The sequence below is a fragment of the Acinetobacter sp. YH16032 genome (assembly GCF_013417345.1).
Taxonomy (GTDB): domain Bacteria; phylum Pseudomonadota; class Gammaproteobacteria; order Pseudomonadales; family Moraxellaceae; genus Acinetobacter.
This window is the reverse complement of sequence record NZ_VPEE01000003.1, coordinates 158,120-182,863: the sequence shown is the minus strand read 5'-3', so window position 1 is coordinate 182,863 and position 24,744 is coordinate 158,120. Positions and strand designations below refer to the sequence as shown.

Annotated in this window: 21 protein-coding genes; 10 read left to right on the top strand and 11 right to left on the bottom strand. The window is 38.7% G+C overall.

What is annotated here, in order from left to right; genetic code table 11:
• Window positions 1-10: 10 nt before the first annotated feature.
• Window positions 11-823: a rhomboid family intramembrane serine protease gene (locus FTV32_RS03985; protein ID WP_180027980.1), complete on the bottom strand. Its 813-nt coding sequence runs from the start codon at window positions 821-823 to the stop codon at window positions 11-13.
• Between the two features lie 76 nt (window positions 824-899).
• Here FTV32_RS03985 and mtgA point away from each other — a divergent pair, with 76 nt between their 5' ends.
• Window positions 900-1,574, top strand: coding sequence for a monofunctional biosynthetic peptidoglycan transglycosylase (gene mtgA / locus FTV32_RS03980; protein WP_035266660.1), 675 nt, complete (start codon window positions 900-902; stop codon window positions 1,572-1,574).
• A 124-nt stretch (window positions 1,575-1,698) separates the two neighbouring features.
• The gene (gene ppk1, locus FTV32_RS03975; RefSeq protein ID WP_035266707.1) at window positions 1,699-3,777 is read left to right on the top strand and encodes a polyphosphate kinase 1; all 2,079 of its coding nucleotides are present in this window, start codon (window positions 1,699-1,701) and stop codon (window positions 3,775-3,777) included.
• A gap of 51 nt (window positions 3,778-3,828) precedes the next feature.
• Here ppk1 and oxyR read toward each other — a convergent pair whose 3' ends face one another.
• The 4 genes from oxyR to rubA form a co-directional block, all read right to left on the bottom strand.
• On the bottom strand, window positions 3,829-4,734 hold the full coding sequence (gene oxyR, locus FTV32_RS03970; RefSeq protein ID WP_035266662.1) for a LysR family transcriptional regulator OxyR: 906 nt from the start codon (window positions 4,732-4,734) through the stop codon (window positions 3,829-3,831).
• A 16-nt stretch (window positions 4,735-4,750) separates the two neighbouring features.
• Entirely contained in the window at window positions 4,751-5,686 is a 936-nt protein-coding gene (locus tag FTV32_RS03965) for an alpha/beta fold hydrolase (RefSeq protein WP_218947334.1), read from the bottom strand.
• 61 nt (window positions 5,687-5,747) lie between these two features.
• Entirely contained in the window at window positions 5,748-6,926 is a 1,179-nt protein-coding gene (locus FTV32_RS03960; RefSeq protein ID WP_180027979.1) for an NAD(P)/FAD-dependent oxidoreductase, read from the bottom strand.
• Between the two features lie 79 nt (window positions 6,927-7,005).
• Window positions 7,006-7,170, bottom strand: a complete 165-nt coding sequence (gene rubA / locus FTV32_RS03955; RefSeq protein ID WP_000760495.1) for a rubredoxin RubA — start codon at window positions 7,168-7,170, stop codon at window positions 7,006-7,008.
• 491 nt (window positions 7,171-7,661) lie between these two features.
• Between rubA and FTV32_RS03950 the strand changes: the two genes are divergently transcribed.
• Window positions 7,662-8,198 carry an adenine phosphoribosyltransferase gene (locus tag FTV32_RS03950; protein ID WP_180027978.1) on the top strand — a complete coding sequence of 179 codons (537 nt, stop codon included), beginning with the start codon at window positions 7,662-7,664 and terminating at the stop codon, window positions 8,196-8,198.
• Between the two features lie 31 nt (window positions 8,199-8,229).
• On the opposite strand, the gene FTV32_RS03945 is transcribed toward FTV32_RS03950, so the two are convergent.
• On the bottom strand, window positions 8,230-8,742 hold the full coding sequence (locus FTV32_RS03945; RefSeq protein ID WP_179997703.1) for a YqiA/YcfP family alpha/beta fold hydrolase: 513 nt from the start codon (window positions 8,740-8,742) through the stop codon (window positions 8,230-8,232).
• A 248-nt stretch (window positions 8,743-8,990) separates the two neighbouring features.
• Here FTV32_RS03945 and lysS point away from each other — a divergent pair, with 248 nt between their 5' ends.
• Entirely contained in the window at window positions 8,991-10,520 is a 1,530-nt protein-coding gene (gene lysS / locus FTV32_RS03940; RefSeq protein ID WP_092766879.1) for a lysine--tRNA ligase, read from the top strand.
• 301 nt (window positions 10,521-10,821) lie between these two features.
• Window positions 10,822-12,285: a capsule assembly Wzi family protein gene (locus tag FTV32_RS03935; RefSeq protein ID WP_180027977.1), complete on the top strand. Its 1,464-nt coding sequence runs from the start codon at window positions 10,822-10,824 to the stop codon at window positions 12,283-12,285.
• A gap of 48 nt (window positions 12,286-12,333) precedes the next feature.
• Here FTV32_RS03935 and FTV32_RS03930 read toward each other — a convergent pair whose 3' ends face one another.
• Together FTV32_RS03930 and FTV32_RS03925 are read right to left on the bottom strand one after the other, a co-directional pair.
• Entirely contained in the window at window positions 12,334-12,861 is a 528-nt protein-coding gene (locus FTV32_RS03930; protein ID WP_092766877.1) for a hypothetical protein, read from the bottom strand.
• A 15-nt stretch (window positions 12,862-12,876) separates the two neighbouring features.
• A complete protein-coding gene (locus FTV32_RS03925; RefSeq protein ID WP_092766876.1) occupies window positions 12,877-13,320 on the bottom strand; it encodes a GNAT family N-acetyltransferase in 444 nt (147 codons plus the stop codon).
• 141 nt (window positions 13,321-13,461) lie between these two features.
• Between FTV32_RS03925 and cysD the strand changes: the two genes are divergently transcribed.
• The 4 genes from cysD to FTV32_RS03905 all read left to right on the top strand — a co-directional run bounded on the left by cysD (window position 13,462) and on the right by FTV32_RS03905 (window position 17,954).
• Window positions 13,462-14,376 carry a sulfate adenylyltransferase subunit CysD gene (gene cysD, locus FTV32_RS03920; protein WP_035266686.1) on the top strand — a complete coding sequence of 305 codons (915 nt, stop codon included), beginning with the start codon at window positions 13,462-13,464 and terminating at the stop codon, window positions 14,374-14,376.
• Between the two features lie 125 nt (window positions 14,377-14,501).
• Window positions 14,502-16,118, top strand: coding sequence for a sulfate adenylyltransferase subunit CysN (cysN, locus tag FTV32_RS03915; RefSeq protein WP_180027976.1), 1,617 nt, complete (start codon window positions 14,502-14,504; stop codon window positions 16,116-16,118).
• A 590-nt stretch (window positions 16,119-16,708) separates the two neighbouring features.
• Complete coding sequence (locus tag FTV32_RS03910; protein WP_035266689.1) at window positions 16,709-16,957, top strand: DUF2798 domain-containing protein; 249 nt, start codon at window positions 16,709-16,711, stop codon at window positions 16,955-16,957.
• 121 nt (window positions 16,958-17,078) lie between these two features.
• The gene (locus FTV32_RS03905) at window positions 17,079-17,954 is read left to right on the top strand and encodes an SDR family oxidoreductase (protein ID WP_092766872.1); all 876 of its coding nucleotides are present in this window, start codon (window positions 17,079-17,081) and stop codon (window positions 17,952-17,954) included.
• A 56-nt stretch (window positions 17,955-18,010) separates the two neighbouring features.
• Here the strand turns inward: FTV32_RS03905 and FTV32_RS03900 are convergent, their stop codons facing one another.
• The 3 genes from FTV32_RS03900 to FTV32_RS03890 all read right to left on the bottom strand — a co-directional run bounded on the left by FTV32_RS03900 (window position 18,011) and on the right by FTV32_RS03890 (window position 23,584).
• Window positions 18,011-20,431, bottom strand: a complete 2,421-nt coding sequence (locus tag FTV32_RS03900; RefSeq protein WP_257227580.1) for a glycerophosphodiester phosphodiesterase family protein — start codon at window positions 20,429-20,431, stop codon at window positions 18,011-18,013.
• 264 nt (window positions 20,432-20,695) lie between these two features.
• Window positions 20,696-23,155 (bottom strand): glycerophosphodiester phosphodiesterase family protein, encoded by a 2,460-nt coding sequence (locus FTV32_RS03895; RefSeq protein WP_180027975.1) that lies wholly within the window; start codon window positions 23,153-23,155, stop codon window positions 20,696-20,698.
• A gap of 138 nt (window positions 23,156-23,293) precedes the next feature.
• Window positions 23,294-23,584, bottom strand: a complete 291-nt coding sequence (locus FTV32_RS03890; protein ID WP_155756968.1) for a hypothetical protein — start codon at window positions 23,582-23,584, stop codon at window positions 23,294-23,296.
• A 131-nt stretch (window positions 23,585-23,715) separates the two neighbouring features.
• Between FTV32_RS03890 and FTV32_RS03885 the strand changes: the two genes are divergently transcribed.
• Window positions 23,716-24,708 carry an NAD(P)H-quinone oxidoreductase gene (locus FTV32_RS03885; protein WP_180027974.1) on the top strand — a complete coding sequence of 331 codons (993 nt, stop codon included), beginning with the start codon at window positions 23,716-23,718 and terminating at the stop codon, window positions 24,706-24,708.
• The last annotated feature ends 36 nt before the right edge of the window (window positions 24,709-24,744 follow it).

The following is a 24,744-nucleotide window of genomic DNA, read 5'->3' as shown; positions in this document are numbered from 1 at the left end:
GCAATTGGAATTAGTATGCCAATTGCATTTTCATTTGCTGCAACATTTCAGCCCAAATGGGTTGTATTCCGCTCACTAAGCCTAAGTTATATTGATACATGAGCCAACATAAGAAGATGCCTAGAGGAAGTACCACGATGGTAGTGATGAAGCCTAGTCTAAATCGTTGACCAATGTACCAACATAAAGCCATGACTGCACCCATCAACATTCCACCAATATGCGCTGCATTATTTATTCCAGGGATCATGAATCCCATAGCAATATTTAATGCCAAGATGATCAGTAGCGATTTACGATCAAAGAGAAATTGTTGTTGTGGTAAAGGGGGAAAAAGAGATAAGAGCGTTAAAGCACCACCTAAACCCATAACGGCACCTGATGCACCTGCGGATACACGTGGAAATAAATCATGATTGATATGCTCCAATAGCTCGTAACTATTCCTTATGTCAATCAGCCCACTGACCAAGCTTCCCATAATGCCTGCTAATAGATACAAGCCTAGAAAATAAACATGCCCAAGCGTTTTCTCAGCGACATTGCCAAAGAGATACAATGCCCACATATTGAGCATTAAATGAATAAGACCAAAATGAAAAAATGTACTGCTGAAGATTCGGAGGGGTTCCTCTAGATAAGTCAGCGGTGCATAATCAGCACCCCAGCGTAAAGCATCTATTGCTGCTGGGTTTGATACATCCACCCCGCTAAAGATTTGCCAGATAAAAAGTCCAACATTCAGTGTAATGAGTAAAAACGTAATCTGACTTAAGGGTAGACGTGATTGGTTTTGAAAATGGGGTGGTTGCATTTCAGTCATGTCATTGTATTCTGTGATAATGATATGGATTAAGGTCTAGCATGCACTACGCTAACAAAAGGAGCAACACACTGACATGAAAGCATTTATTGTTCGAACTTTATTGGTCATTGTCAGTATCATCCTTGTAATTCAACTATGGATTTTTTCAAGTCTTGCATGGTGGAGAACCAATGCTGTTGATACAACGATGCTCATGCGTTGGACATATTGGACCGACAGTTCGAAGCCTATTCAGCATCAATGGCGTGATTATGAGAATATCAGTGATCATCTGAAACGTGCGATTATTGCAGCTGAAGATGCTAAATTTATGCAACATCATGGCTTTGATTTTGACGGCATAAAACATGCTTTGGAAAGAAATAAAGAAAAAGAACAAGTGGTTGCGGGTGGATCTACCATTTCCCAACAATTATCCAAAAATCTATTTTTATTTAATAAGCGTTCTTTTTTACGTAAAGGACAAGAGGCTGTCGCTACTGTCATGATGGAGCGTATGTGGTCAAAACAACGCATTCTTGAGGTATACATGAACTCCATTGAATTTGGAGATCATATTTTTGGTGTGGAAGCTGCAGCACGTCATTATTTTGGAAAATCGGCAAGCAGTCTAACACGTGAGCAAGCCGCATTTTTGGCAGCGATCTTGCCGAATCCGCGTTATTATCAACACCACCGTCAAGATCGTAAACTCAAAAATAAACAGCGAATTATTTTGCGTTACATGAATGCTTCAAGAATTCCGTGAGATGTAATTGTCTAAAAAACTTTCGTGAGATCAAAAATGCACAGTGATCATGTGCATTTTTTATGAAATTGTCATAAATTTGAAGCATACTTAAGACAGATCTTTAGCATGCAGGTTTTGTGGTATGAATACCGCGATGACAAATACTCCAACTGAATATACTTATAATGAACGATATATCAATCGTGAACTTTCAATTTTAGATTTTCATCTTCGTGTTTTAGAACAAGCGGTTGATCCATTGCATCCATTGCTTGAGCGAATGAATTTCTTATTGATTTTTTCAAGAAATATGGACGAATTCTTTGAAATTCGTGTTGCGGGTGTTATGGAGCAATTGGAGCTCGGTAATGAAAGCCGTAGTCCAGATGGGTTAACACCAAAGCAAGTTCTTGAGAAAATTTCACAGACTGCGCATGCTGCAATAGAGCGTCAATATCGTATTTTGAATGATGAAATTTTTCCAAAATTACGTGAAGAAGATATCTGCTTCTTACGTCGAGGAGAGTTGACACCTGCTCAATCCCAATGGATTAAAAAATATTTTCAGGAACAAGTTGCGCCAGTACTTACTCCAATTAGTTTAGATCCAGCACATCCATTCCCGCGTTTAGTCAACAAATCACTCAACTTTATCGTCACGCTAGAAGGCAAAGATGCTTTTGGACGACAGATTGATTTAGCCGTTGTCCCTGCGCCACGTTCTTTACCACGTGTGGTTCGTTTACCTGACGAGTTAACCGATGGTAAAGAACACCATGTGATGCTGTCAGCGATTATTCATGAGCATGTCTCTGATTTATTCCCAGGAATGACTGCGACAGGTTGCTATCAATTCCGTGTGACGCGAAATGCGGATTTAGCCCTTAATGAAGATGTCGAAGATTTGGCAAAAGCATTAAAAGGGGAGTTAAACTCTCGTCGATTTGGACGTGCTGTCCGTTTAGAAGTGACAGAAAATTGCCCAAAACATATTTATGATTACCTTCTCAACGAATTCGACTTGCATGAAGAACAATTATATAAAGTTGATGGACCTGTGAACTTGGCACGTTTAGTGTCTAATTTTAAACGTCCGCATTTGAGATATGACTCACATACGCCGGTCATTCCTAAAGTATTAAAGAAGTCTGAAAATGTTTTTTCTGCGATGAAGAAACAGGACATTCTTTTACATCATCCATTCGAATCATTTGCTCCAGTTATTAATTTATTACGTGAGGCAGCACGAGATCCACAAGTTTTAGCGATTAAGCAAACATTATATCGAAGTGGGCCTGATTCTGAGATTGTTCAAGTGTTGGCTGAAGCTGCACGTAATGGTAAAGAAGTCACAGCTGTCATTGAACTTCGAGCGCGATTCGATGAAGAGTCAAATATTGCGGTAGCAAATGTTTTGCAAGAGGCTGGTGCTGTGGTGGTTTATGGCATTGTAGGCTATAAAACACATGCAAAAATGATTCTCGTTGTGCGCCGTGAAAATAATAAATTGGTTCGTTATGTGCACTTAGGTACAGGGAATTATCATGCAACCAATGCCCGGATCTATACCGATTACGGATTGATGACAACGGACAAAGAGCTTTGTGAAGATGTGCATCGTATATTCCAAGAGTTGACTGGAATGGGCAAAATGGCAAAATTGAAGAAATTACTTCATGCGCCATTTACGTTGCATACACAGTTAATTAGTTATATTGATGAAGAGATTGCTCACGCCAAAGCGGGTAAGCCAGCTCAGATTATTGTGAAAGTGAATGCGCTGACTGAAGTGCAACTGATTAATAAACTTTATGAAGCATCACAAGCTGGTGTGCAGATTGATTTAATCATACGTTCAATTTGTTGTTTAAGACCAGGTTTGCCAGGGCTTTCTGAGAATATCCGTGTGCGCTCTATCGTTGGACGATTCTTAGAGCACACACGTGTGTATTATTTTGGAAATGCAGGGCAACCACGACTGTATTGTTCAAGCGCAGACTGGATGGATCGTAATTTATTTAATCGTGTTGAAGTTTGTTTCCCTGTTGAGGATCCAACTTTGAGAAAGCACATTTATCAACATGGTTTATTAAATTATATGAAAGATAATCAACAAGCTTGGTTGTTAAATGGTGATGGAACTTGGTCACGTGCGCAATGCGATGAAGGTGAGACTCCTCATAATGCGCAACATAAATTGCTTGAACTCTTTAAATCTTAAATGATTTTTATAAAAAAAGGAGCCAAATGGCTCCTTTTTTGTGATGACTTATTAGCAAATATCAGCAGTAATGCGCTGTAGAATTTGTAAAAGGACATCAAATTCGCTTTGCAATGGCGTACTTTTACGCGTCACTAATGACAGAATGCGTGAAGGGGCATTCTCAATTGGTCGGATCACCAATTGATCATTATTTTTCAGCATATGTGTATTTACCGCAATCTGAGGTAGTAATGTAAAGCCCAGATTAGAACTCACCATTTCAACCAAGGTTGGTAATGAGCTCGCTTTAAGGCGATGATCATTCTTGCGTTCACCGATAGGGCATACACTTAAAGTATGGTCTCTTAAGCAATGACCTTCTTCAAGCAACATGAGGTGTGTCAAATCAAGGTCTTCTAGAGATTTAGCTTGCGCCGTTTTGTGGTCAGCTTTGTTTGCAACTAAGTACAAACTCTCTTTCGCAACTTCAGCGACTTTTAAGCCACGTGTGTCGAATGGGAGCGCTAACATGATCATGTCTAAATTGCCATGTTCTAGCTTTTCAACCAAATGTTCACTCTGTGCTTCATGAAGATGTAGTTGAATTTTAGGCAGCTCTTTATGAACTTCTTCTAACAGTTGCGACAAAATAAATGGTGCAATCGTTGGAATAATTCCTAAATGAAGATCACCAGTAAGTGGTTCGCTCATCTCACGGCTCAGTCGCATGAGATCTTGAGCATCAGCAAGAAGGACACGTGCTCGTGCAACCACTTGCTCACCGAGAGGGGTTAAACGTACATTTTGGCGATCACGTTCAACGAGAACGCCACCCAATAAACGCTCGAGCTCCATAATCCCGCCAGAAAGCGTAGACTGAGTAACGAATGAGCGACGTGCTGCTTCTGTAAAATGCAACGTCTCAGACAGAGTCACGAGATATGACAGCTGTCTTAGGGATGGTAATGCAGCCATAGTGTCCTAGTGTTTATCATTTAAAATGTTTTGCAAACAAACCACTCAGTTGTGGGATGAAATGCGCAGGAATATCATGCCCCATTCCTTCGATTAATTCAAACTTTGCGCCTGATATTGCTTTTGATACTGCCTTGCCGTGGCTAAAAGGGAGTAGACGATCCTTTGAGCCATGTACAACCAGTGTTGGCTTTTGAATTTGCTTATCGATAGAAACTAATGAGCCTGTACATAATATTGCTAAAAACTGTTGAAGTACACCCGCTGGATGATAACTACGCTTATATAATTTACGCGCGTTTTGAATAACTTCCAATTGATTGACGTAACCAGGTGAACCAATCGTCTGAATGACTTTAATACTATGATTTACAATACCATCTTCATCATTCGATGCAGGGCGACCAATAAGACTAAATAATTGTTTTGGAAATGGTGGCGGAAGAAATGGCTGATTATTACTGGTAAATAATAATCCTAGTTTATCCACTTTTTCTGGATATTTTGCTGCCAATATCTGAGCGATCATTCCCCCCATTGATGCACCAATAATATGCGCTTTTTCAAGACCTAATCGTTCAATGAGTAACGCTACATCTTCAGCCATATCAAATAAATTGTAAGGAGAGCCTTGATTTCCTAGACCAAAAGCAAATCGACCCATAAGTTTAAATGTATTGAGGCGAGGTCCCTTGTGCTTAATTTTTGTTGAGAGGCCAATATCTCGGTTATCGAAACGAACGACTCTGAAACCTTGGTCTATTAAAGATTTGCAAAAAAAATCTGGCCAAAAAAGCATCTGCGCACCCAGTCCCATGATGAGAATAATCGTAGGATGTTCAGCCTTGCCCCCAACTTCAATATGAAGGTCGATCCCATTGCCTAGACTCACTTTACTTTCTTGCATGAATGGAGCATAAGGTGAAACTTGATATTCTAGTGCGTTATTCATTTTTATTTTGTCCAAACTAAAAGGGTACTTTCATTTGAAAATACCCTAAATCTTTGAATAATTAAACGGCAGCTGGAATTAAATCTGGGACCAGTTTGGTCAATGTTAAACGTTGCTTCGCTGCTGTTGGTCCAAGTAGCACAAATCCACGAAGCGTTGATTCTTGGTCAAGTGCTTTAGCAATCATTCCGTCATCGAGTTCTTCAGTTTCCCAAGTTGCCTCTACACCTTGAGGTACAGGTAATACAGTCAGTGGTGCAGCAGGAGTTTTCACTGCAACTGGCATCGCTGGATAATGAACTTGTGTATTTTCACCAGACAATGTTTTAGCTAAAGCACGTGCTTGTTGCATAATTGGCATGACATACGGAAGCAGTAAACCATTTACTTCTGCACAATCACCTAATGCATAAATATCGGTTTTATTGGTTTCCATTAAAGTGTTAGTCACAATCCCACGGCTGGTATGGATTCCTGCTTCTTGTGCAACTGATGTATTGGGTTGCAGGCCAATAGCGGAAAGAACAACGTCAGCTGTAAAGCTCTGTCCATTTGCAAGCGTTACGGTATAGCTTTCGTCTGAGTTTTTACTTACCCGATCTACGGTGGTGCTTAATGCAAACTGAATACCTGTTTCTTCAAGATTTTGCTGGAAAGCATGTGCAACGTGTTCTGGTAGAAGGCGACCCAAAGGTTGTGGGGCAAGATCAATCACAGTCGCTTGATGACCAGTGTTCTGTAAATCGTTGGCAAACTCACACCCAATGAGGCCTGCACCTAAAATGACAACACGCTTGTCTTGTTTAAGGTCGAGCTTAGAGCGAAATTCACGATAATCAATCAGTGAGTTAACTACATGAATATCATCAGCACCATCACCTGAAATGGCTAAACGAATAGGGTTAGCACCTACAGCTAATATTAATTTGCTGTATATAAGGTTTTCAACTTGTCCATTTTTTGTGTAGGTCAATTGATGTTGATCTGCAGAAATTGAAGTTACAGTCGCATGATGAATAATTTGCATATTCAATTGCGCAGACATTTTCTCAGCATCACCTAAGGCAATTTGCTCTGGCGCTTTTTTACCTACAAGTGCATTAGATAAAGTTGGTTTTGCATAGTTCACCGCATCATCTGAGCAAATCATAACAAGTGCTTGTTCAGCATTCAGTTTGCGAAACTCTCGCGCTAATGTGTAACCTGCCATGCCAGAGCCAACAATGATGATCGGTTGCATAGTACTCTCCAATACTGATAATTTTTTTAGTAAATAAGAAAAAAGACCATATCAAAATGGTCTTTAAAGGAAATCTGTATTAGATTTCAATCATTTCAAAATCTGCTTTTGATACGCCGCAATCTGGGCAAGTCCAATCATCTGGAATATCTTCCCATTTAGTGCCTGCAGCAATGCCATCTTGTGGCCAGCCTTCTGCTTCGTCATAAATCCATCCACAAACGATGCATTGATATTTTTTCATTTGATTCTCCAAAAATACTGACAATTCCATTTATTGGTGTCAGCCAAAATCTTTCTCACACCTAGACTCAAGTGATATGAATTTTTATCGTTCATATTCAAGCAAATTTTTACGCAGTTCGAGGTGGAAAGTAAAGTAAATAACGGAGTTTAGCTGACTAAAAGAGAAGCTGAATGGCAGATTAGGACAAAACGCATGCTAATTATGCTAATGCATGATAGGGCTGAGCATTAAATCTTTGAAATATCTGACAAAATTATATGTATTATGATTTAAAAAAAATTGTCAGACTTTTGTCGCGTATTGATTTACCAGCTATTCATATAAAATTTATACTGCTTGTGTTTTATACTTGTCATTTAATTAAAAAATGGTTTATTAAAAATCAATAAGTTATATTGGTTGGTATTTTTTCTTAGTTCATGTTTGCTATATTTTTTGTCAATAATTCGTTAAAATTTACGCATTCTTTTGTCTAATTTTTATCTCCTATGTCTAATTCTTTGTCTACATCATTGTGGTCACACATTCGTACGGTCCAAGATTTTCCCAAACCAGGAATTTGTTTCTTTGATTTAACTCCTTTGTTCATGCAGAGCATTACACCTTTAACTGATGCCTTAATCGAAAGTATTCCTGCGGAACAATTGGCAGAAGTAGAGAGTTTCGTTGCTGTTGAAGCACGTGGGTTTGTTTTGGCGAGTTTGTTGGCGCAACGTACTGGCAAGGGTTTGTTGTTGGTTCGTAAAGCTGGAAAATTACCACCACCAGTCATTGGTGTGGGTTATAGCCTTGAGTATGGCATGGACCGTTTAGAAATGTCTGCGGATGTACAGGCTCAAAAAGTGATTATTGTTGATGATGTATTGGCCACAGGTGGTACATTAAAAGCAGTTAAGCAATTGATGGATAAATGTCAGCACACTGTTTTAGGGGCGAGTATTTTCCTTGATTTACCAGACTTACACGCGGATTTAGGAATGAATATTTGGTCAGTTTTGGACGATAAATCAAAACCTCAAATTTAAGTCGAAAAGCCTTGTGATTCACAAGGCTTTTTTAATGTGATTGATGATTTGAGTGGCTGACTAATCCGATCAGGTAATTCAGGCGATCAGGGTTTTCCAGTTGATGACGGCCACCAATAATACTTTCAACGTACATGTATGGCTCTAATAAGTCAGAGGTACTATGCATATCAATCAGTTCATCACCAAGTTCGATATAAGCGATTTGAGATGAGGTTTTGGATTGAAGCTCCTCAATTGTAATCGCTGGATAATCTGGATCGAAAGATGGCATTAGGCTCGGATTTGCAATCACAGCAGGAAGTTGAAATCGATTTGACATCTTTAATGCCCAGTAACCACCTAGACTATGTCCTACTAAAATGTCTGGTTTAATTTTCTCGATCATATCGATATAAAAACGTTCAACAGCAGCGTATTTTAAATTTCGATAATCAACATTAATGCAATATTTATTTTTAGAAAGAATTGCCTGAAACTTGGTAGATTCTCTTGAAGAATCTAATCCATGCATAAACAATACTTTAGGCTCTTGAGTGTTCATAAGTCATCATTAAATCCATTCTATTTTTTATGATTGTTGAAAGTATACTTTTCCACAATTTATAGGATGATTGTAGAGTGCTGTATTCAAAGTACAACTTAGCTTTTGGTCTAAGAAATGTTCAGACCTAGACTTTAGTGGATGAAATTAAGCGTTTTTCAAATGGCTGATTATTTTTCTAATGCTCAAGTACTTTGAATTCTGCTATGCTATGCAACTTCTTTTTTAAATAAAATTACGAGGCAGAGATGACGCAACAAAACGCTCAATCGACTTCTGAACAAGCCATTTCCGAAAACGATTTAATCGCACAGCGTCATGCCAAGTTAAAACAGATTCAAGATAAGGCTCAAGAGCAGGGCACTAGCCCTTGGCCAAACACGTTTAAGCGTGAACATTATGCACAAGACCTTCAGGATCAGTTTGCTGATAAATCAAAAGAAGAAATTGAAGGCAGTGAAAAAGTTTATGTCAAAGTTGCGGGTCGGGTGATGTTGAACCGCGGTTCGTTCATGGTGATCCAAGACATGACCGGCCGTATTCAGCTTTATGTTGCACGTAAAGAATTATCTGCAGAGACTTTAGACACCATTAAAGGTCTTGATCTAGGTGATATTATTGCCGTTGAAGGTTACATTGGACGTTCAGGCAAAGGTGATCTTTATGTGCATATTGAACATTTTGAACTCCTCACTAAATCACTCCGTCCTCTTCCAGATAAGTTCCACGGTCTTACAGATACAGAAGTTAAATACCGTAAACGTTATCTTGATCTGATCGTGAACGAAGAAACGCGTAAGACTTTTGAAATTCGAGCAAAAGTAGTTGCTGGTATTCGTAACTTCTTGACTGAAAAACGTTATATGGAAGTTGAAACGCCAATGATGCATGTGATTCCAGGTGGTGCTTCTGCGCGTCCATTTGAAACGCATCACAATGCCTTAGACATGCCATTATTCTTACGTATTGCACCAGAACTTTACTTAAAGCGTTTGGTTGTAGGTGGTTTTGAACGTGTGTTTGAGATTAACCGTAACTTCCGTAATGAAGGTGTGTCTACACGTCACAACCCAGAATTCACCATGATCGAATTCTACCAAGCTTATGCAGACTACAAAGACTTGATGGAACTGACAGAGCAAATGCTAGAAAAACTAGCAATTGATATCTTAGGTTCGACAGATGTACCTTATGGCGAAGAAGTGTATAGCTTCAAAGGTCCATTCAAGAAAATCTCAATGTTTGATGCAATTCTTGAACATAACCCACAATTTACACCTGAAAATGTAAATGATCGCGAGTTCTTAGCTGAGTTTGTTAAGAATGAACTTAAAGAGCAAGTGAAGCCAGGTTTTGGTCTAGGTAAGCTTCAAACGATTGTATTTGAGGAAACTGTTGAAACGAAACTTCGTCAACCGACCTTCATTACTGAATATCCTGCGGAAACCTCTCCATTGGCACGTCGTAACGATGACAACCCGCACATTACTGACCGTTTTGAATTCTTCATTGGTGGTCGTGAGCTTGCAAATGGCTTCTCAGAGTTAAATGACCCAATTGACCAGGCTGAGCGTTTCCAAGCACAGGTAGCTGAAAAAGATGCGGGTGATGATGAAGCAATGCACTATGATGCCGACTTCGTTGAGGCGCTTGAATATGGATTACCTCCTACAGCAGGTGAAGGGATTGGTATTGATCGTCTGGTAATGCTATTTGCCAATGCGCCAAGTATTCGCGATGTGATCTTATTCCCACATATGCGTCACAAAAATGCGTAATAGTGAAATTAAAAAAGCCCTTCTTTGAAGGGCTTTTTTAATTTTTCTTAACATAAAATTAAATTTAAATGTTTTTTAGTGTGAGTGTATTTTGAGGTTTTAATCACAAAATATTTAATTAAGGTGATAAAAAATATAGAAAATTATCATTAAAGCTAATCTGTTTAACCAGCTGTATGTTTATCAAAATATTTATACAATGTTGTTAAATGTATCTAATTAAATACTTAATGTAAAGTTAATAGATTTATAAATTAAAAATTCAAATAATCAATAAGATATAATCCTAAATTGATTTGTGATGAACCCGAATAGACTTATAAAAATCCTATCATCGAGCTTACTATTTTCTAGTCCATTGGTCTTTGCCAATGGCATTCTCCTCAACGATGAAAACCTGAGAGATGATTTAAATTGGCTGAATCAACAAGGTGTGATTCAAATAAGCACCTCGACATGGCCACTAAGTGGTGATGAAGTCCAACGTGCCCTCACCAATGCTAAAATTAACTCGATTGAACAACAAAAGGTTATCCAGGAAGTCGAAAGAGCGATTCAGCAGCAAAATGAAACATTAAAAGTTGATGCTTTCGCTGAGAGTGATCAAAAGAAAATCCCACAATCTTTTGCCGATCATCAAAAAGCACAATATGCGCTTGGTGCAGAGTTAAATCTTGGGGGGCAAAATTGGGATGCGAAGCTCAAAGTTAGAGGTGAAAAAGATCTTCAGATAGACAATGGGCAAGACGTTAATCTAGAAGGCTCATATCTTGCGGGTAAACTTTGGAATCAATGGCTCATTGCTGGTCAGATTCCAACCTACTGGGGGCCTGCACACGATGGTAGTTTGATACGTGGAGATGCAAGTCGACCAGTATATGGTTTCACTCTACAGCGTGCTGAACAGGCTGCTTTTGATCATAAATGGCTCTCATGGATCGGGCCTTGGCAATACCAAGCTTTTGGCGGCCAATTGGATGATTATAAAGCTGTGTCAGGTACCCAGTTAATTGGCTTACGTTTTACAGCTCAGCCTCTACCTTATCTAGAATTGGGATTATCACGAATTTTTCAAATTGCTGGTAAAGGTCAACCAAATTCTGTTAAATCTTATTGGAACGCTTTCATTGGAAAAGATAATGAGTGTGAAAATAATAATTGTAGTGGTGAGGGTAATGCATCAAATCAAATTGCTGGACTCGATGCACGTTTGAATCTAAGCTATTTATCGAACCAACCAATAGGCCTTTATGCTCAATACGTGGGTGAAGATGAAGCTGGTGGTTTACCTGCTAAGAAAATGTATCAAGCCGGCGTGGATTATTCTTCATCTTTAAAAAAAATGCCTTATCAGATTTATGCAGAGTGGGTAGACACCACTACAAATGGTAAGGCTCGAGGGATATCTTATAATCATCATATTTACACAGATGGATATTATCAACATGGCTATCCTCTTGCACATGCGATTGGGGGAGATGGTGAGATGATTTCTTTGGGTGGAAATATTCGTTTTGATGCCATGAATAGACTTTCAGGTCGCGTATTATTTGCAAAAGTAAATCAATCAAATCGAGATACCAATGCTGCATTTTCTGAGGAAGATGATATCCAAGCATTAGATTTAACTTGGACGCATTTTGTGAAGCCGAATTTGCCATTAAAGATTAATGGTTGGATTGCAGATTCAGATCGTCATGGTAATGATGCAGGCGCTTCTGTTGGTATTGAAATACCTTTAGATGTCAAAAAACTGGGACGTTAATATTCTTAGATTAGTATTTGAAAAAGCCACCTAAAAAGGTGGCTTTTTTTACATGAGACTTGTTTGTATCCGAACTTTCATTTCTAAGCTAAGTTGCGCGATATAATCCTTCATCCATGGGTAATTCTGTCCCATTGGATTTACTTTAGTGGCTGTGTCTAAAAAACTAAGCTCAGGCTGAATGAATAATTGCTTTTCTAAGCAGTCTTTAAATTGCTCAGCGTTCGCATATAAATCTGTTTCAACTACAAAAAAATGTTTTGGATAATTGTAAAAGGCGTAGCACAAATTAAAAGCTTTTTGATTGCCTTTTAAATGACCAATACTAATTTCACTTCTATGATCTTGATTGCTATGTGTAACGCCAATCAAGAACTTTAGTTTTTGATCAGTATGTTCAACAGCAAACTGTAAGCCAATTTGATCAGCAGTTAACTCGTGCTGAACAAAAATATTTAAAGCAGAACCATTTTCAGTAAACGGTTCTTGTAACACTAGAATTTGATGATGCTGATAAATATGACCAGCAATTTGAGCTCGCTCTAAATGTTGTTTAAGAGATTCAAGGCTAAGCATGGGAGATAAAAATAACTAATTTAGAGATTTTTTATATTGAATGAATCCCGTTTCGGTTGCAACACGATTATACAAAAGTCTAGCATTATCATTGCTTTTATGGGTTAGCCAATACACTCTATCATAACTATTTTTACATTCGTCATAGCTAAATTCTATTAATTTCCTGGCTAAGCCCTGATTTCTATAATTTGCATCAATAAACAAATCTTGGAGATAACAATAAGGGAGTTTAGTCCAAGTGCTTGCGTGAGAAATGAGATGTACAATTCCGACGACGTTTTGATTTTTTATAATGGCATAGCCAAACATATCGGTTTGCGACGCATCAGATAATCGTTTGAAAGTCAGAGCCGCTTGTTGAGGATTCAATTCGGTCTTGTAGAATTCAAGGTAAGCTGACCAAAGGGCTAACCATTCTTGGTATTTTATATTAGAAAGGCCTGTAATTGTTATCATAATTAGATTGTCTCTTTGCTTATATTCTATTTGAGTATATTAATATAAAAAAACGAGATAAAGCTCCGTTGTCTAAATCACTATAATGAATATAAATTTTCAAAAGTGTCATAAGTACACATATTCTAGCTGGTGTTGTCCATGTCATTAAATGAGGAAAGACTTACTCATCTTAAACAGCTTGAAGCTGAGAGTATTCATATCATTCGCGAAGTTGCTGCAGAATTCGAAAATCCAGTCATGCTTTATTCGATTGGTAAGGACTCGGCAGTTATGCTGCATTTAGCGCTTAAAGCATTCTATCCTGCAAAACTCCCTTTTCCACTGTTACATGTAGATACAGGTTGGAAATTTAAGGACATGATTGCTTTCCGCGACAATATGGCTAAGCAACACGGTTTCGATCTTATCGTCCACCAAAATAAAGAAGGTAAGGATGCTGGGATTAACCCATTTGATCATGGTAGTTCGAAATATACTGATATCATGAAAACTCAGGGTTTAAAACAGGCATTAGATAAATACAAGTTCGATGCTGCATTTGGTGGTGCTCGCCGTGATGAAGAAAAATCACGTGCCAAAGAACGTGTGTATTCATTCCGTGATGATAAACATCGTTGGGATCCTAAAAACCAACGTCCAGAACTTTGGAATCTTTACAATGGTAAAGTGAACAAAGGCGAAAGTATCCGTGTGTTCCCATTGTCGAACTGGACTGAGCTTGATATTTGGCAATATATTTACTTAGAAAGTATTCCACTTGTTCCATTGTACTTGGCGGCAGAACGACCTGTTGTTGAGCGTAGTGGTACATTAATTATGGTGGATGATGAGCGTATGCCTTTAAAAGAAGGTGAAGTTCCACAAATGAAATCGGTTCGTTTCCGTACTTTGGGGTGTTACCCATTGACAGGTGCGGTGGAGTCAACTGCTAACACCTTGCCAGAAATTATCCAAGAAATGTTGCTTGCAACGAGTTCTGAGCGCCAAGGTCGAATGATTGACCATGATGAAGCGGGCTCGATGGAAAAGAAAAAGCAAGAAGGTTACTTCTAGAATCTCTCTGCCGCAGCAGTGCTGCTCATCTCTTTGTAAAAGAGAGGAGTCATCCCCCTTTTTCAAAGGGGGAACGAGGGGGATTCAAAAACACCGATTTCAACATATTTGTGGAGCTATGAGCCATGTCTCATCAATCAGATTTGATTAGCCAAGATATCTTGGGTTATTTAAAACAACACGAAAATAAAGACTTATTACGCTTTTTGACTTGCGGTAACGTAGATGATGGTAAATCAACTTTAATTGGTCGTTTACTTTACGATTCAAAATTGATTTATGAAGATCAATTGCAAGCCGTTACACGTGACTCTAAAAAAGTCGGTACAACAGGGGATGCACCTGACTTAGCGCTACTTGTAGATGGTTTACAAGCAGAGCGTGAGCAAGGTATTACGATTGATGTAGCTTACCGTTATTTCTCTACAGAAAAACGTAAGTTCATTATTGCCGACACTCCGGGGCATGAACAATACACACGTAACATGGCTACAGGTGCGTCTACGTGTGATCTTGCGATCATTTTAATTGATGCGCGTTACGGTGTTCAGACGCAAACACGTCGTCATACGTATATTGCAAGCTTACTTGGTATTAAGAACATTATTGTTGCGATCAACAAAATGGACTTGGTTGAATTCTCTGAAACTCGTTTCAATGAAATTCAAACAGAATACGCAGGCTTTGTTGCACAACTTGGCGATCGTAAACCATCTAACATCATCTTTACGCCGATTTCTGCGTTAAATGGTGATAACGTTGTAAACAAATCACCAAATACACCTTGGTACACAGGCGAAACTTTGATGGGTACGCTTGAATCTGTAGAGATTAATCGTACTTCAGCTAAAGCTGACTTCCGCTTCCCTGTACAGTATGTGAACCGTCCTAACCTCGATTTCCGTGGTTTCTGCGGTACGATCACCCTAGGTGATATCAACGTTGGAGATACGATTACTGCGTTGCCATCAGGTAAATCATCTACAGTTAAAGAAATCGTTACTTTTGATGGTAACTTAGAACGTGCAGTTGCCGGTCAAGCAGTGACATTAACGTTAAACGACGAGATTGATATTTCTCGTGGTAACGTACTTGTACGTGCAGACCAAGAAGTACCCGCAATTTCTCGTTCTGTTCAAGCGACTGTTGTATGGATGGCTGACCAACCGCTTGCGATTGGTAAGTTATATAACGTGAAGATTGGTACGCAAACTGTTCCTGCTAAGGTAACAGCAATTAACTTCCGTACAAACGTAAATACGCTTGAAAAAGTTCAAGTTGAAAACTTAGAGCTGAATGCGATTGCGAATGTAACGATTGAATTTGATGCACCAGTCGTATTTGACCGTTATCAAGATAGCCGTTACACAGGTTCATTTATCTTTATTGACCGCTTAAGCAACGTTACAGTTGGTGCAGGTATGGTTGAAGAGGCAGTTGAGTGGACTGCACATAATGAGCCTGTAACATCAGAAGCACGTGCGGCGCGTTTGGGTCAAAAACCTGCTGCGGTAACTGTATCAAATGCTGCAATTGTGAATGCACAAGTATTAGAAAGCTTATTGATCCAACAAGGTGTTGTCGCGATAGCTAAAGCTGGTTTAACTGCTGAGCAAGTTGCATTATTACGTGAAACTGGAGTGGTGGTCATTACTGATACTGCAACAGGTACGGATGCAAGTTTTGAAGTAGAAGCTGCTGAAGAATTGGCTGAGAAGATTGTGGAATTGGTTCGTCTTTAAGATTGACTGATTTAAAAAAACCCGCCTGATGGCGGGTTTTTTTATTTAAAATTCAATAACGACCACACTAGCCCTAATGAGCTAAGATAGAATGAACATTAACGATAAATTCGAGATATGATGAAAATAGTAGCGTATTTGCTTTTGATGCTCTTAACGGCATGTGTTAATGCTCCGATACAACAAAAACACCCTAGTAAAGCTTGTTTAGAATACCAACAAATGATGACAGCGCCTATGCCTAGAGAAGCTATGCAAAAACTGCAAAAAAAATGCTTCGAATCTAAAGAATAGAGATTAACGGTAAAATTGGACTAAAAACTTAAAACATTTTCGTAGAGTAGAAAAGCTAAAAAATAAAATCATCGTTTAAAGTTAAATATTTTTTTATTGCTCATGAGTCTTGATTAAGATGGAAACTAATCCATTCTATTTAATATACATTTACTAAGAAAAATTATTAAATCATGCCTCAAGGTTCAAAATTTTAACGATATTGGATTAGTTTTGTGTGCTTGAAACTTGAAAAATATAGGAATAGTGATTGCAATGGTGCTAAATTAAATGAGATGAAATGATTAGGCGCTACAATGAATAAAGCACTCCCAAAATTTCACCCCAAACATCTCAATTGGCTGATGCCGTTAATTTTGTCATGTTTGATGAGTGGTTCAATTTCTTTAATTAATATTGTAATGAATCGTGGATTTTTTGATGGGATCTGGGCGGTCTGGATAAAGACGTGGGCAATGTCTTGGTTAATCGCATTTCCATTGATCTTAATATTTTTACCTGTGGTAAGAAAAATCTTAATGCGTTTTGTAAAAACGATACCATAGCCCTTGAATGAAAGGTTTGATTAGCATTTAAAACAACAATTATAAAATTCTATGATCTTGCAACTGTTAAAAAATCGGGATAATTTTGCAAGTCGATAAAAATTACAACCTAAGGATTGGCATGACATATAACTCAGTATTCAAGGAAAACTTATTTCAGAATCAGGTCATCATTGTGACAGGAGGTGGTTCTGGTATTGGACGTTGTACAGCTCATGAGCTTGCATCATTGGATGCACAAGTGATTATTACAGGGCGTACCCAAGAAAAACTCGATAAAGTTGTTGCTGAAATCATGGAAGATGGTGGCAGAGCCTATGGCATCGCTTGTGATAATCGTGATGAAGCACAAGTGAAAGCCATGATTAGCGAAGTAACTAAAAAATTCGGACGAATTGATGGCTTGGTGAATAATGCAGGCGGACAATTTCCAGCGCATTTAGAAAAAATCTCAGCAAATGGATTTGATGCTGTCATTCGAAACAATCTACACGCTACATTCTATCTTATGCGCGAAGCTTACAATCAGTGGATGAATAAGCATGGTGGAAGTATTGTCAACATGACTGCTGATATGTGGGGAGGTATGCCGAATATGGGACATTCAGGGGCAGCCCGTGCAGGGGTTGATAATCTGACCAAGACAGCTGCTGTCGAATGGGGCAAATCTGGAGTTCGTGTGAATGCCGTAGCACCTGGATGGATTTTGTCATCAGGTATGGATACATATACTGGTGAAATGGCTGAAAAAGTGATTCCAAGTATGGCGGAGAAAGTTCCTTTGCAACGCATGGGAACAGAAGCTGAGGTGTCATCAGCGATCGTCTATTTATTGTCTGAAGCGTCTAAATTTATATCGGGTGTCACGATACGGATTGATGGCGCAGCTTCTCAAGGCACACGTATATTTCCATTAAGTCCGGCTGAGAATAATCAAGCCTATGATGGATTTCACCGTTCTTTTTTACCCGAAGTGATTCAAAATTTAAAAAAATAAGAAATGCCCAATTGAAGCTTTAAACTTAACAATTGGGCATGTAAATTTAAAGTTTCTTACTGAATCGTGACTGTGACGGGTTTACCGTACAGGGTGTAGCTATAATTCGGCGCAATCGTGTATTGATAGCTCGGCATGACATAGGCTTTGCCTTTTTCACTAAACGTAATCAACTGACCATTTTTACTATATTTGGCAGAACCAGGCAGAACAATCATTGAATTAAAGTTTTGTGCTGAAGCCTTACCTATTTGAGTAACTTTTTCTCCACTAAAAACAACAGGCTGTCCCACTTTCGCATTAATTTGACCTGGAGTATTGATCTTGACGACTAAATCAGAAGATTCATGAGCATAATCGGTGGTTAAGCCATGTGTTCCTTGTACATACATACGATTAAAATCATCTTTATTGGTACGGAATGTCCAAGGCCAGAAAGTTACGCCACGTAAGCTCGCCATTGACATTAACTCTTTGCTTAATCCTGCAAAAGACGGGTTAAATGTAGAAGAATATTTTTGAGTCGCGTCTAATATTCGACGTGTGTTTACAATATTGCTTTGTGCGTTCGGCGTACTCGTTAAGAAGCCTGTAGAAACACCCGGTAAGGTATTTTTCATCTGTAAGATTTGATCACCATTAAAACTAATAACAATCGATTGATCATAGGCATTATGCTTATCTAAAAGCTCTTTAATCTTCGCTACAATTTCAGGCTTAGCACTTTTAATTTCGATGAAATTGGTCACATGGGGGTATTTTTTGACTGCAGCCAAAACCTCATCCATGGTTGGAACTGGGCGACCATTGGGAATCGTACGTAACTGACGAATTTCAGCTAAGGTAAGATCTTCAGTATTTCTATTATCACCTGTGGTACGAGTTAATGTTCCATCATGCATCAGGAAAACATGACCATCTTTCGATAGATAAACATCATATTCAACTGCGTCAGCACCTACCTCAATAGCTTTAATTGTTCCTTCTAAAGTATTTTCATCCTCTAAAGCTGGAATACCACGATGGCCTGTGATGAGGGGTTTTCTTAACAAGGTATTCGGTGCCATCTGCTTCATAATGTTTTGGAAAACATCTGGCTGTTGAGTATAGATCCCATTAATCCCAGTGCTTAAAATATCAGCTGCTTTGAATGCATCAATGCCATCTTTTTGATCTGGATGAAGTGTGCTTGCCCAAGGTGTTATTAATAAGCGTTGTAGATGAGATACGACTTCTGATTGCACTAAGTGCGGCGGTAAAATGACAATTTTTGATAAAGAAGAGTTGGTATTATGCGCAATTTTCACAATATCTGATTTACTATTGGTTAAACCAGATTGTTTTGAATAGTCGAGTGCTGTACGCAATACAGGGATTTCAACACGAGCTTTACGTAAGAGTTCAGGCTGATCCGACACCAAGGTGATATCAGCGAGATCATAGTTTTCTGTCAACGTTTTCAGATTACGAATTGTTTTTTCTGAATTGATCGTTAATAGCGGAATATGACGTCGTGTTGAATCATTTAAATAATCTTTTAAATGAGTAATTTTCTTTTGATCTTGGTTAAGAAGATTGAGTTGCTCATCCAGTTGATAGGCAACATGAGTTGCTAATGGAGCTGAGTTCAGTGTAGTTGCGCCAGCAGGCTGAGCGAGTGCTGGTGCCATAGAGACTGGCAATTGCTGATCGATTAGATCTGTAACTCGATTAGACTCTGGTAGGGCTTCAAGTTGCTCAGTCACTTTAATTGAATCTACACGCATCAAAGCGCCAGCTGTAGAAATGCCGATGCCACCCTGATTTAAATTGTAAGGTAGCGTGCTATCGAGTACGAGTTCATCATTAATATAATGGCGTACGCGTTGGCCATGTACGATGACTGTTGCTTTGTAGGTTTTATTTAACTCAAAATTCTCTTTATGTGCAGATTTCTGTAAAACATTCCATGTGTTGCTAGGTTGACGCATAGACAGTTCAAGACCACTTTCACCTGATGCATCAGCACGAAATGCAAATTGGTAATACGGCGTAAAAGCTGGATCAGCATATTGATCAGCGGCACGATAAATCACGCTACCCCAACGACCACCATTGTTTTTTTCTAAGAACGCAAAATCCATATCAATACGATAATTACGATGTTGTTGTAGTTCATTTGGCAACATAATGGTCGTCATTTGTGTATTGTGCGCCGTACCATTGATGATTAGTGCTCCATCTTTAACCTCAATATTCCCAGGATTGCTACGAAGTTGAGTCCAATTGTTTGGAATAGCAGTTAAAGCATTGAAATTTTCTTCAAAAAGTATTTTGGGTACAGGAACTTCAATTTCTGGTGTTTCAGGTTCTGGAGATGGATTAGGATTTTCCGTTTGATCTGGATTTGATACAGCATTTTTTTGATCATCATCGGAGCAAGCTGTTAAGCTTAATGTTAATAATATTGCTGACGTCAGTGTTGTAAATTTCATCATTAAAAAGTACTCGAAAAGTATGTCCCTAAGCGAGACACAATCTAAGTACGTAAAATGACAATTCTATGGATTTGTCATAAAGTAAAAAAAATATTACATATTAAATATTTATGAAATTCATCAGTTTTAAATACTGTCGTGTTTAAGCGGTGAACATCATTAAAAGTCCAGTTGAAATCTTATGAAAAAATAAGGGAAAATGCGATTTTCGAAAAAAACCAACTCAGCGAACTGAATTGGTCTCCAAATATCAATGTGATGTGCTTATTGAATGGTCACAGTCACGGGTTTTGCATAGATGGTATAGGTGAAATTGGGTGCTATGGTGTATTGGTAGCTTGGCATGACATAGGCTGTACCACGTTCACTGAAACTCACAGATTGACCATTTAGACTATATTTTGCAGAGCCTGATAGTACGAGCATCGTATTGAAGCTTTGGTAACTAGATTGACCCAGTTGCGTTAATTTTTGCCCAGTGATTTGTAAAGGTTGACCAATAGTTGCTGATATTTGTCGTGGAGTTTCAATTTTGACCACAAAATTCGATGCATCTTGTGCATAATCTGTGGTCAATCCATGTGTACCTTGAATGTACATACGATAGAAATCATTTTTAATTAAACGGAACGTCCAAGGCCAGAAGGTCACCCCACGTAAACTTGCCAGATACATGACATCCTGATTCAAACCACTATAATTTGGATTGAATGTTGAAGAAAATTGTCGTGTTGTTTCCAAAATTCTTCGAATGTTTAGAAAAGTAGTTTGTTCCTTTGGTGGATATACCAATAAACCCGTTGATACACCTTTTAGAGTGTTCTTCATTTCAAGAATTTGTTGCCCATCAAAACTTATGACAATGGCTTGACCATATGCATCATATTTATCAAGTAAATCTTTAATTTTTGAAATTATTTCGGGTTTTGCACTCTTAATCTCGATAAAATTGGTGACATGTGGGTACTTTTTAACTACTGCAGCCAATACTTCATCCATCGTCGGTACGGCAAGTCGCTGCCCGGTCGTTTTTAGTTTACGAACCTCTTCGAGCGTCATGTTCTCAATATTTTTTGCGATACCCGTTGTGCGCAAAACCGATTTATCATGCATTAAAACGACATGGTCATCTTTCGTCAGATAGACATCATATTCCACGGCATCAGCACCAACTTCTATCGCCTTAAGAATACCTTCAAGCGTATTTTCATCAACTTGAGACGGGACTCCTCGATGACCTGTAATAAGTGGTTTACGAAGTAGGGTGTTGGGCGCCATTGAGCGCATGATGGAATGAAATAATTCAGGCTGATGTGTATAAATGCCATTTACTCCTGTTGTTAATATCTCAGCAGCTTGATAGGCATCAAGCTTAGGACTGGTCTGTCCAGAAGTATTGTGGGTAAAACCTGCCCAAGGTGTGATCAATAAACGTTGTAAGTGTGCAACCAGATGAGACTGAACCAAATGGGCTGGTAAAATCACAATTTTAGAAAGTGATGTATTGGTTGCCTGTGCAATTTTCACAACACTATTTTGATCTGAAATTAAATTGTCCTTTTCAGACCAATCCAATACTGTACGGATTTCTGGAATCTCCACACGCGCTTTTCTTAATAGATATGGATCATCAGAGACTAGCGTGACATCACTAAAATCATAATCTGAAGACAAAGATCTTAATTCAGCCAGTGTGTTTTCAGAGTCGATATGCAGAAGAGGAAGTGTTCTTTTGGTTTGATCAGAAAGAAGACTTCTGAGGTGCATCGAGGTCTTATTGTCGAAATCTTTTAAAAATAATTGTTCATCAAGTTGGTAAGCAATATAAGTGGCGGTATGAGCGTTATCATTTGTTAATGAGTCGGCTGGTTGCGCTAAAGCAGGCGCCATTGCAACTGGATATTTGTGATCAATGACATCTGTGATCCGATCTTGAGTAGGAAGGGCATCAAGTTGTTCAATCACCTGTATTGTGTTGACCTTCATCAGCAATCCTGCTGCTGAAAGTCCAATGGCACCTTGGTTTAGGTTGGTGGGTAATTCACCATCAAAAACCAATTGATCATTCAAGTAATGACGAACACGTTGATCATGAACAACAACTGTAGCCTTATAAGGTGTATTTAAAGCAATGTTTGATTCGAATTTGGATGTATTGATGACATTCCATGTGTTATTTGAGCGTCTAAGTGCGAGTTCTAGACCATTATAAGCAGATGCATCTGCACGAATAGCAAATTGGTAGTATGGTGTATATTCAGGTTGAGCAAACACATCTGAAGCTCTATAAATAATACTTCCCCAACGAGTACCGTTATTACGCTCAAGGTATTCAAATTCTAACTCAATTTTATAGTTGCGAAGCTCTTGAAAATCCGAACTTAACATGATGGTGGTGGGTTTGGTTAAATCTTTGCGACCATCAATCAGTAAGGCACCTTCTTTAAATTGAATGCTACCTGGATTTGAAGGCAGGATATTCCAATCAGAAGGTATTGAATAAATTTCAGTAAAATCCAGATTTAAATACGTTTTTGGTTGTGGAACATTGATCGGTGTTTCAGGTTCGAGATCCGGTGGTAGAGATGGTTCTGGATCTTCAGGCTGAATTGGTATGGTTGGCTCAGGAGTATTTGGTAAGGTTGATTTAGCTTGATCTTCCCCAGAGCATCCTGCTAAACCGAGCATGAGCGATAGTGTGACAACTAGAGTCTGCTTTTTCATTTTAAAATTCTCGAGTGTACGATCCATGACGACCTTAAAATCTATGAAATTAAGGTTACAATTCCTTTGTAAATCAGAAAAATACGAAGCTTTGTTTGTATTATTGAGTTATTTTAATATTCGTGTCTGAGGCAAGGTTCAAAATAAAAGATTTAAAACTTGCCATCCACCAATAATGACACGAATGATCCCCAAAGCGACGAACAATATCATTTCAAAAAAACAGAAAACTAAAAAAGTCCAACCTGCTGCACCATCCACTTTGCTCGCATCGTATTCAATGTATAGCAATAACAACACCAGCCCAATTTGGAAGTAGATCATCGCAATTACTGCTGAATCCCATGGAAAACTTAACAAAAAAGTCCAACAGATGATGACCAAGGCAGCAAAACTGCATGGCAAAATAAATTGCAGCAAGTAACGCATATTATTTTCCCCAAAAAATAATGATTCGTTTTCATCCTTATACATAAGTAATACAGGACTTTATCAATGCGATCAACTATGATGAAATTGATTGAAATGAATGAAAAGTATTGTAAATAAAGGATTTGATTATGGCACAAAGCATGCAACATGTGATCATTACTGAACCAGGCGGCGTTGAGAAGTTGGCTTATGAAACGGTTGATATTCCGCAACCTAAAGACAATGAAGTCTTGGTGAAAGTACATGCTTTCGGCATTAACCGTCCTGATATTTTACAGCGCCAAGGTTTATATCCAATGCCTAAAGGGGTCACACCTGTACCTGGGTTAGAGGTATCAGGGGAAGTCGTTGCAGTAGGGGCTGAGGTAAACGCCTATCAGGTGGGGGATCAAGTGTGTGGACTTACCAATGGTGGTGGTTATGCGGAATACTGTGTGGTGCCTGAATCTCAGCTGATTAATATTCCTGCAGGGGTGAGTCATATTCAAGCTGCTGCAATTCCAGAAACATTTTTTACCGTTTGGGCGAATATTTTTCAAATGGGCAAAGCTAAAGCGGGGGAAACGGCTTTAATCCATGGCGGAACCAGTGGGATTGGAACAACAGCATTAATGTTGTGTAACGCATTTGGCTTAAAAACTTTTGCGACTGTTGGCTCAGTTGAGAAAGTAAAAGCAATTCAAGATTTGACGCATGCAATTAATTATAAAACGGAAGACTTTGAACAGGTCATTCAGCAAGCGACGGAAGAAAATGGCGTAGATATTGTCTTAGATATGGTTGGAGCGCCTTATTTAGCCCAAAACTTGAATGTATTACGTCGTGATGGGCGTTTGGTTTATATCGCATTTCTTGGAGGAGCTAAAGCTGACGGCGTAAAATTAGGTCAAATCATGATGAAGCGTTTAACCATTACTGGCTCAACCATGCGTGCACGTACCACAGCAGAAAAAGCCAAAATCGCTCAAGATTTAAAGACACATGTTGCGCCGTTATGGGCAAAAGGTGAATGTTTACCGATGATTTATAAAACTTTTAATTTTGATGAGATTCAAGCGGCTCATTTGGCAATGGATGCAGGTGATCACATTGGTAAAATTGTGGTGAAAGTCTTGGATTAATCTCAACCACCTATGTTCGATTGAGTCAGCGCTGAG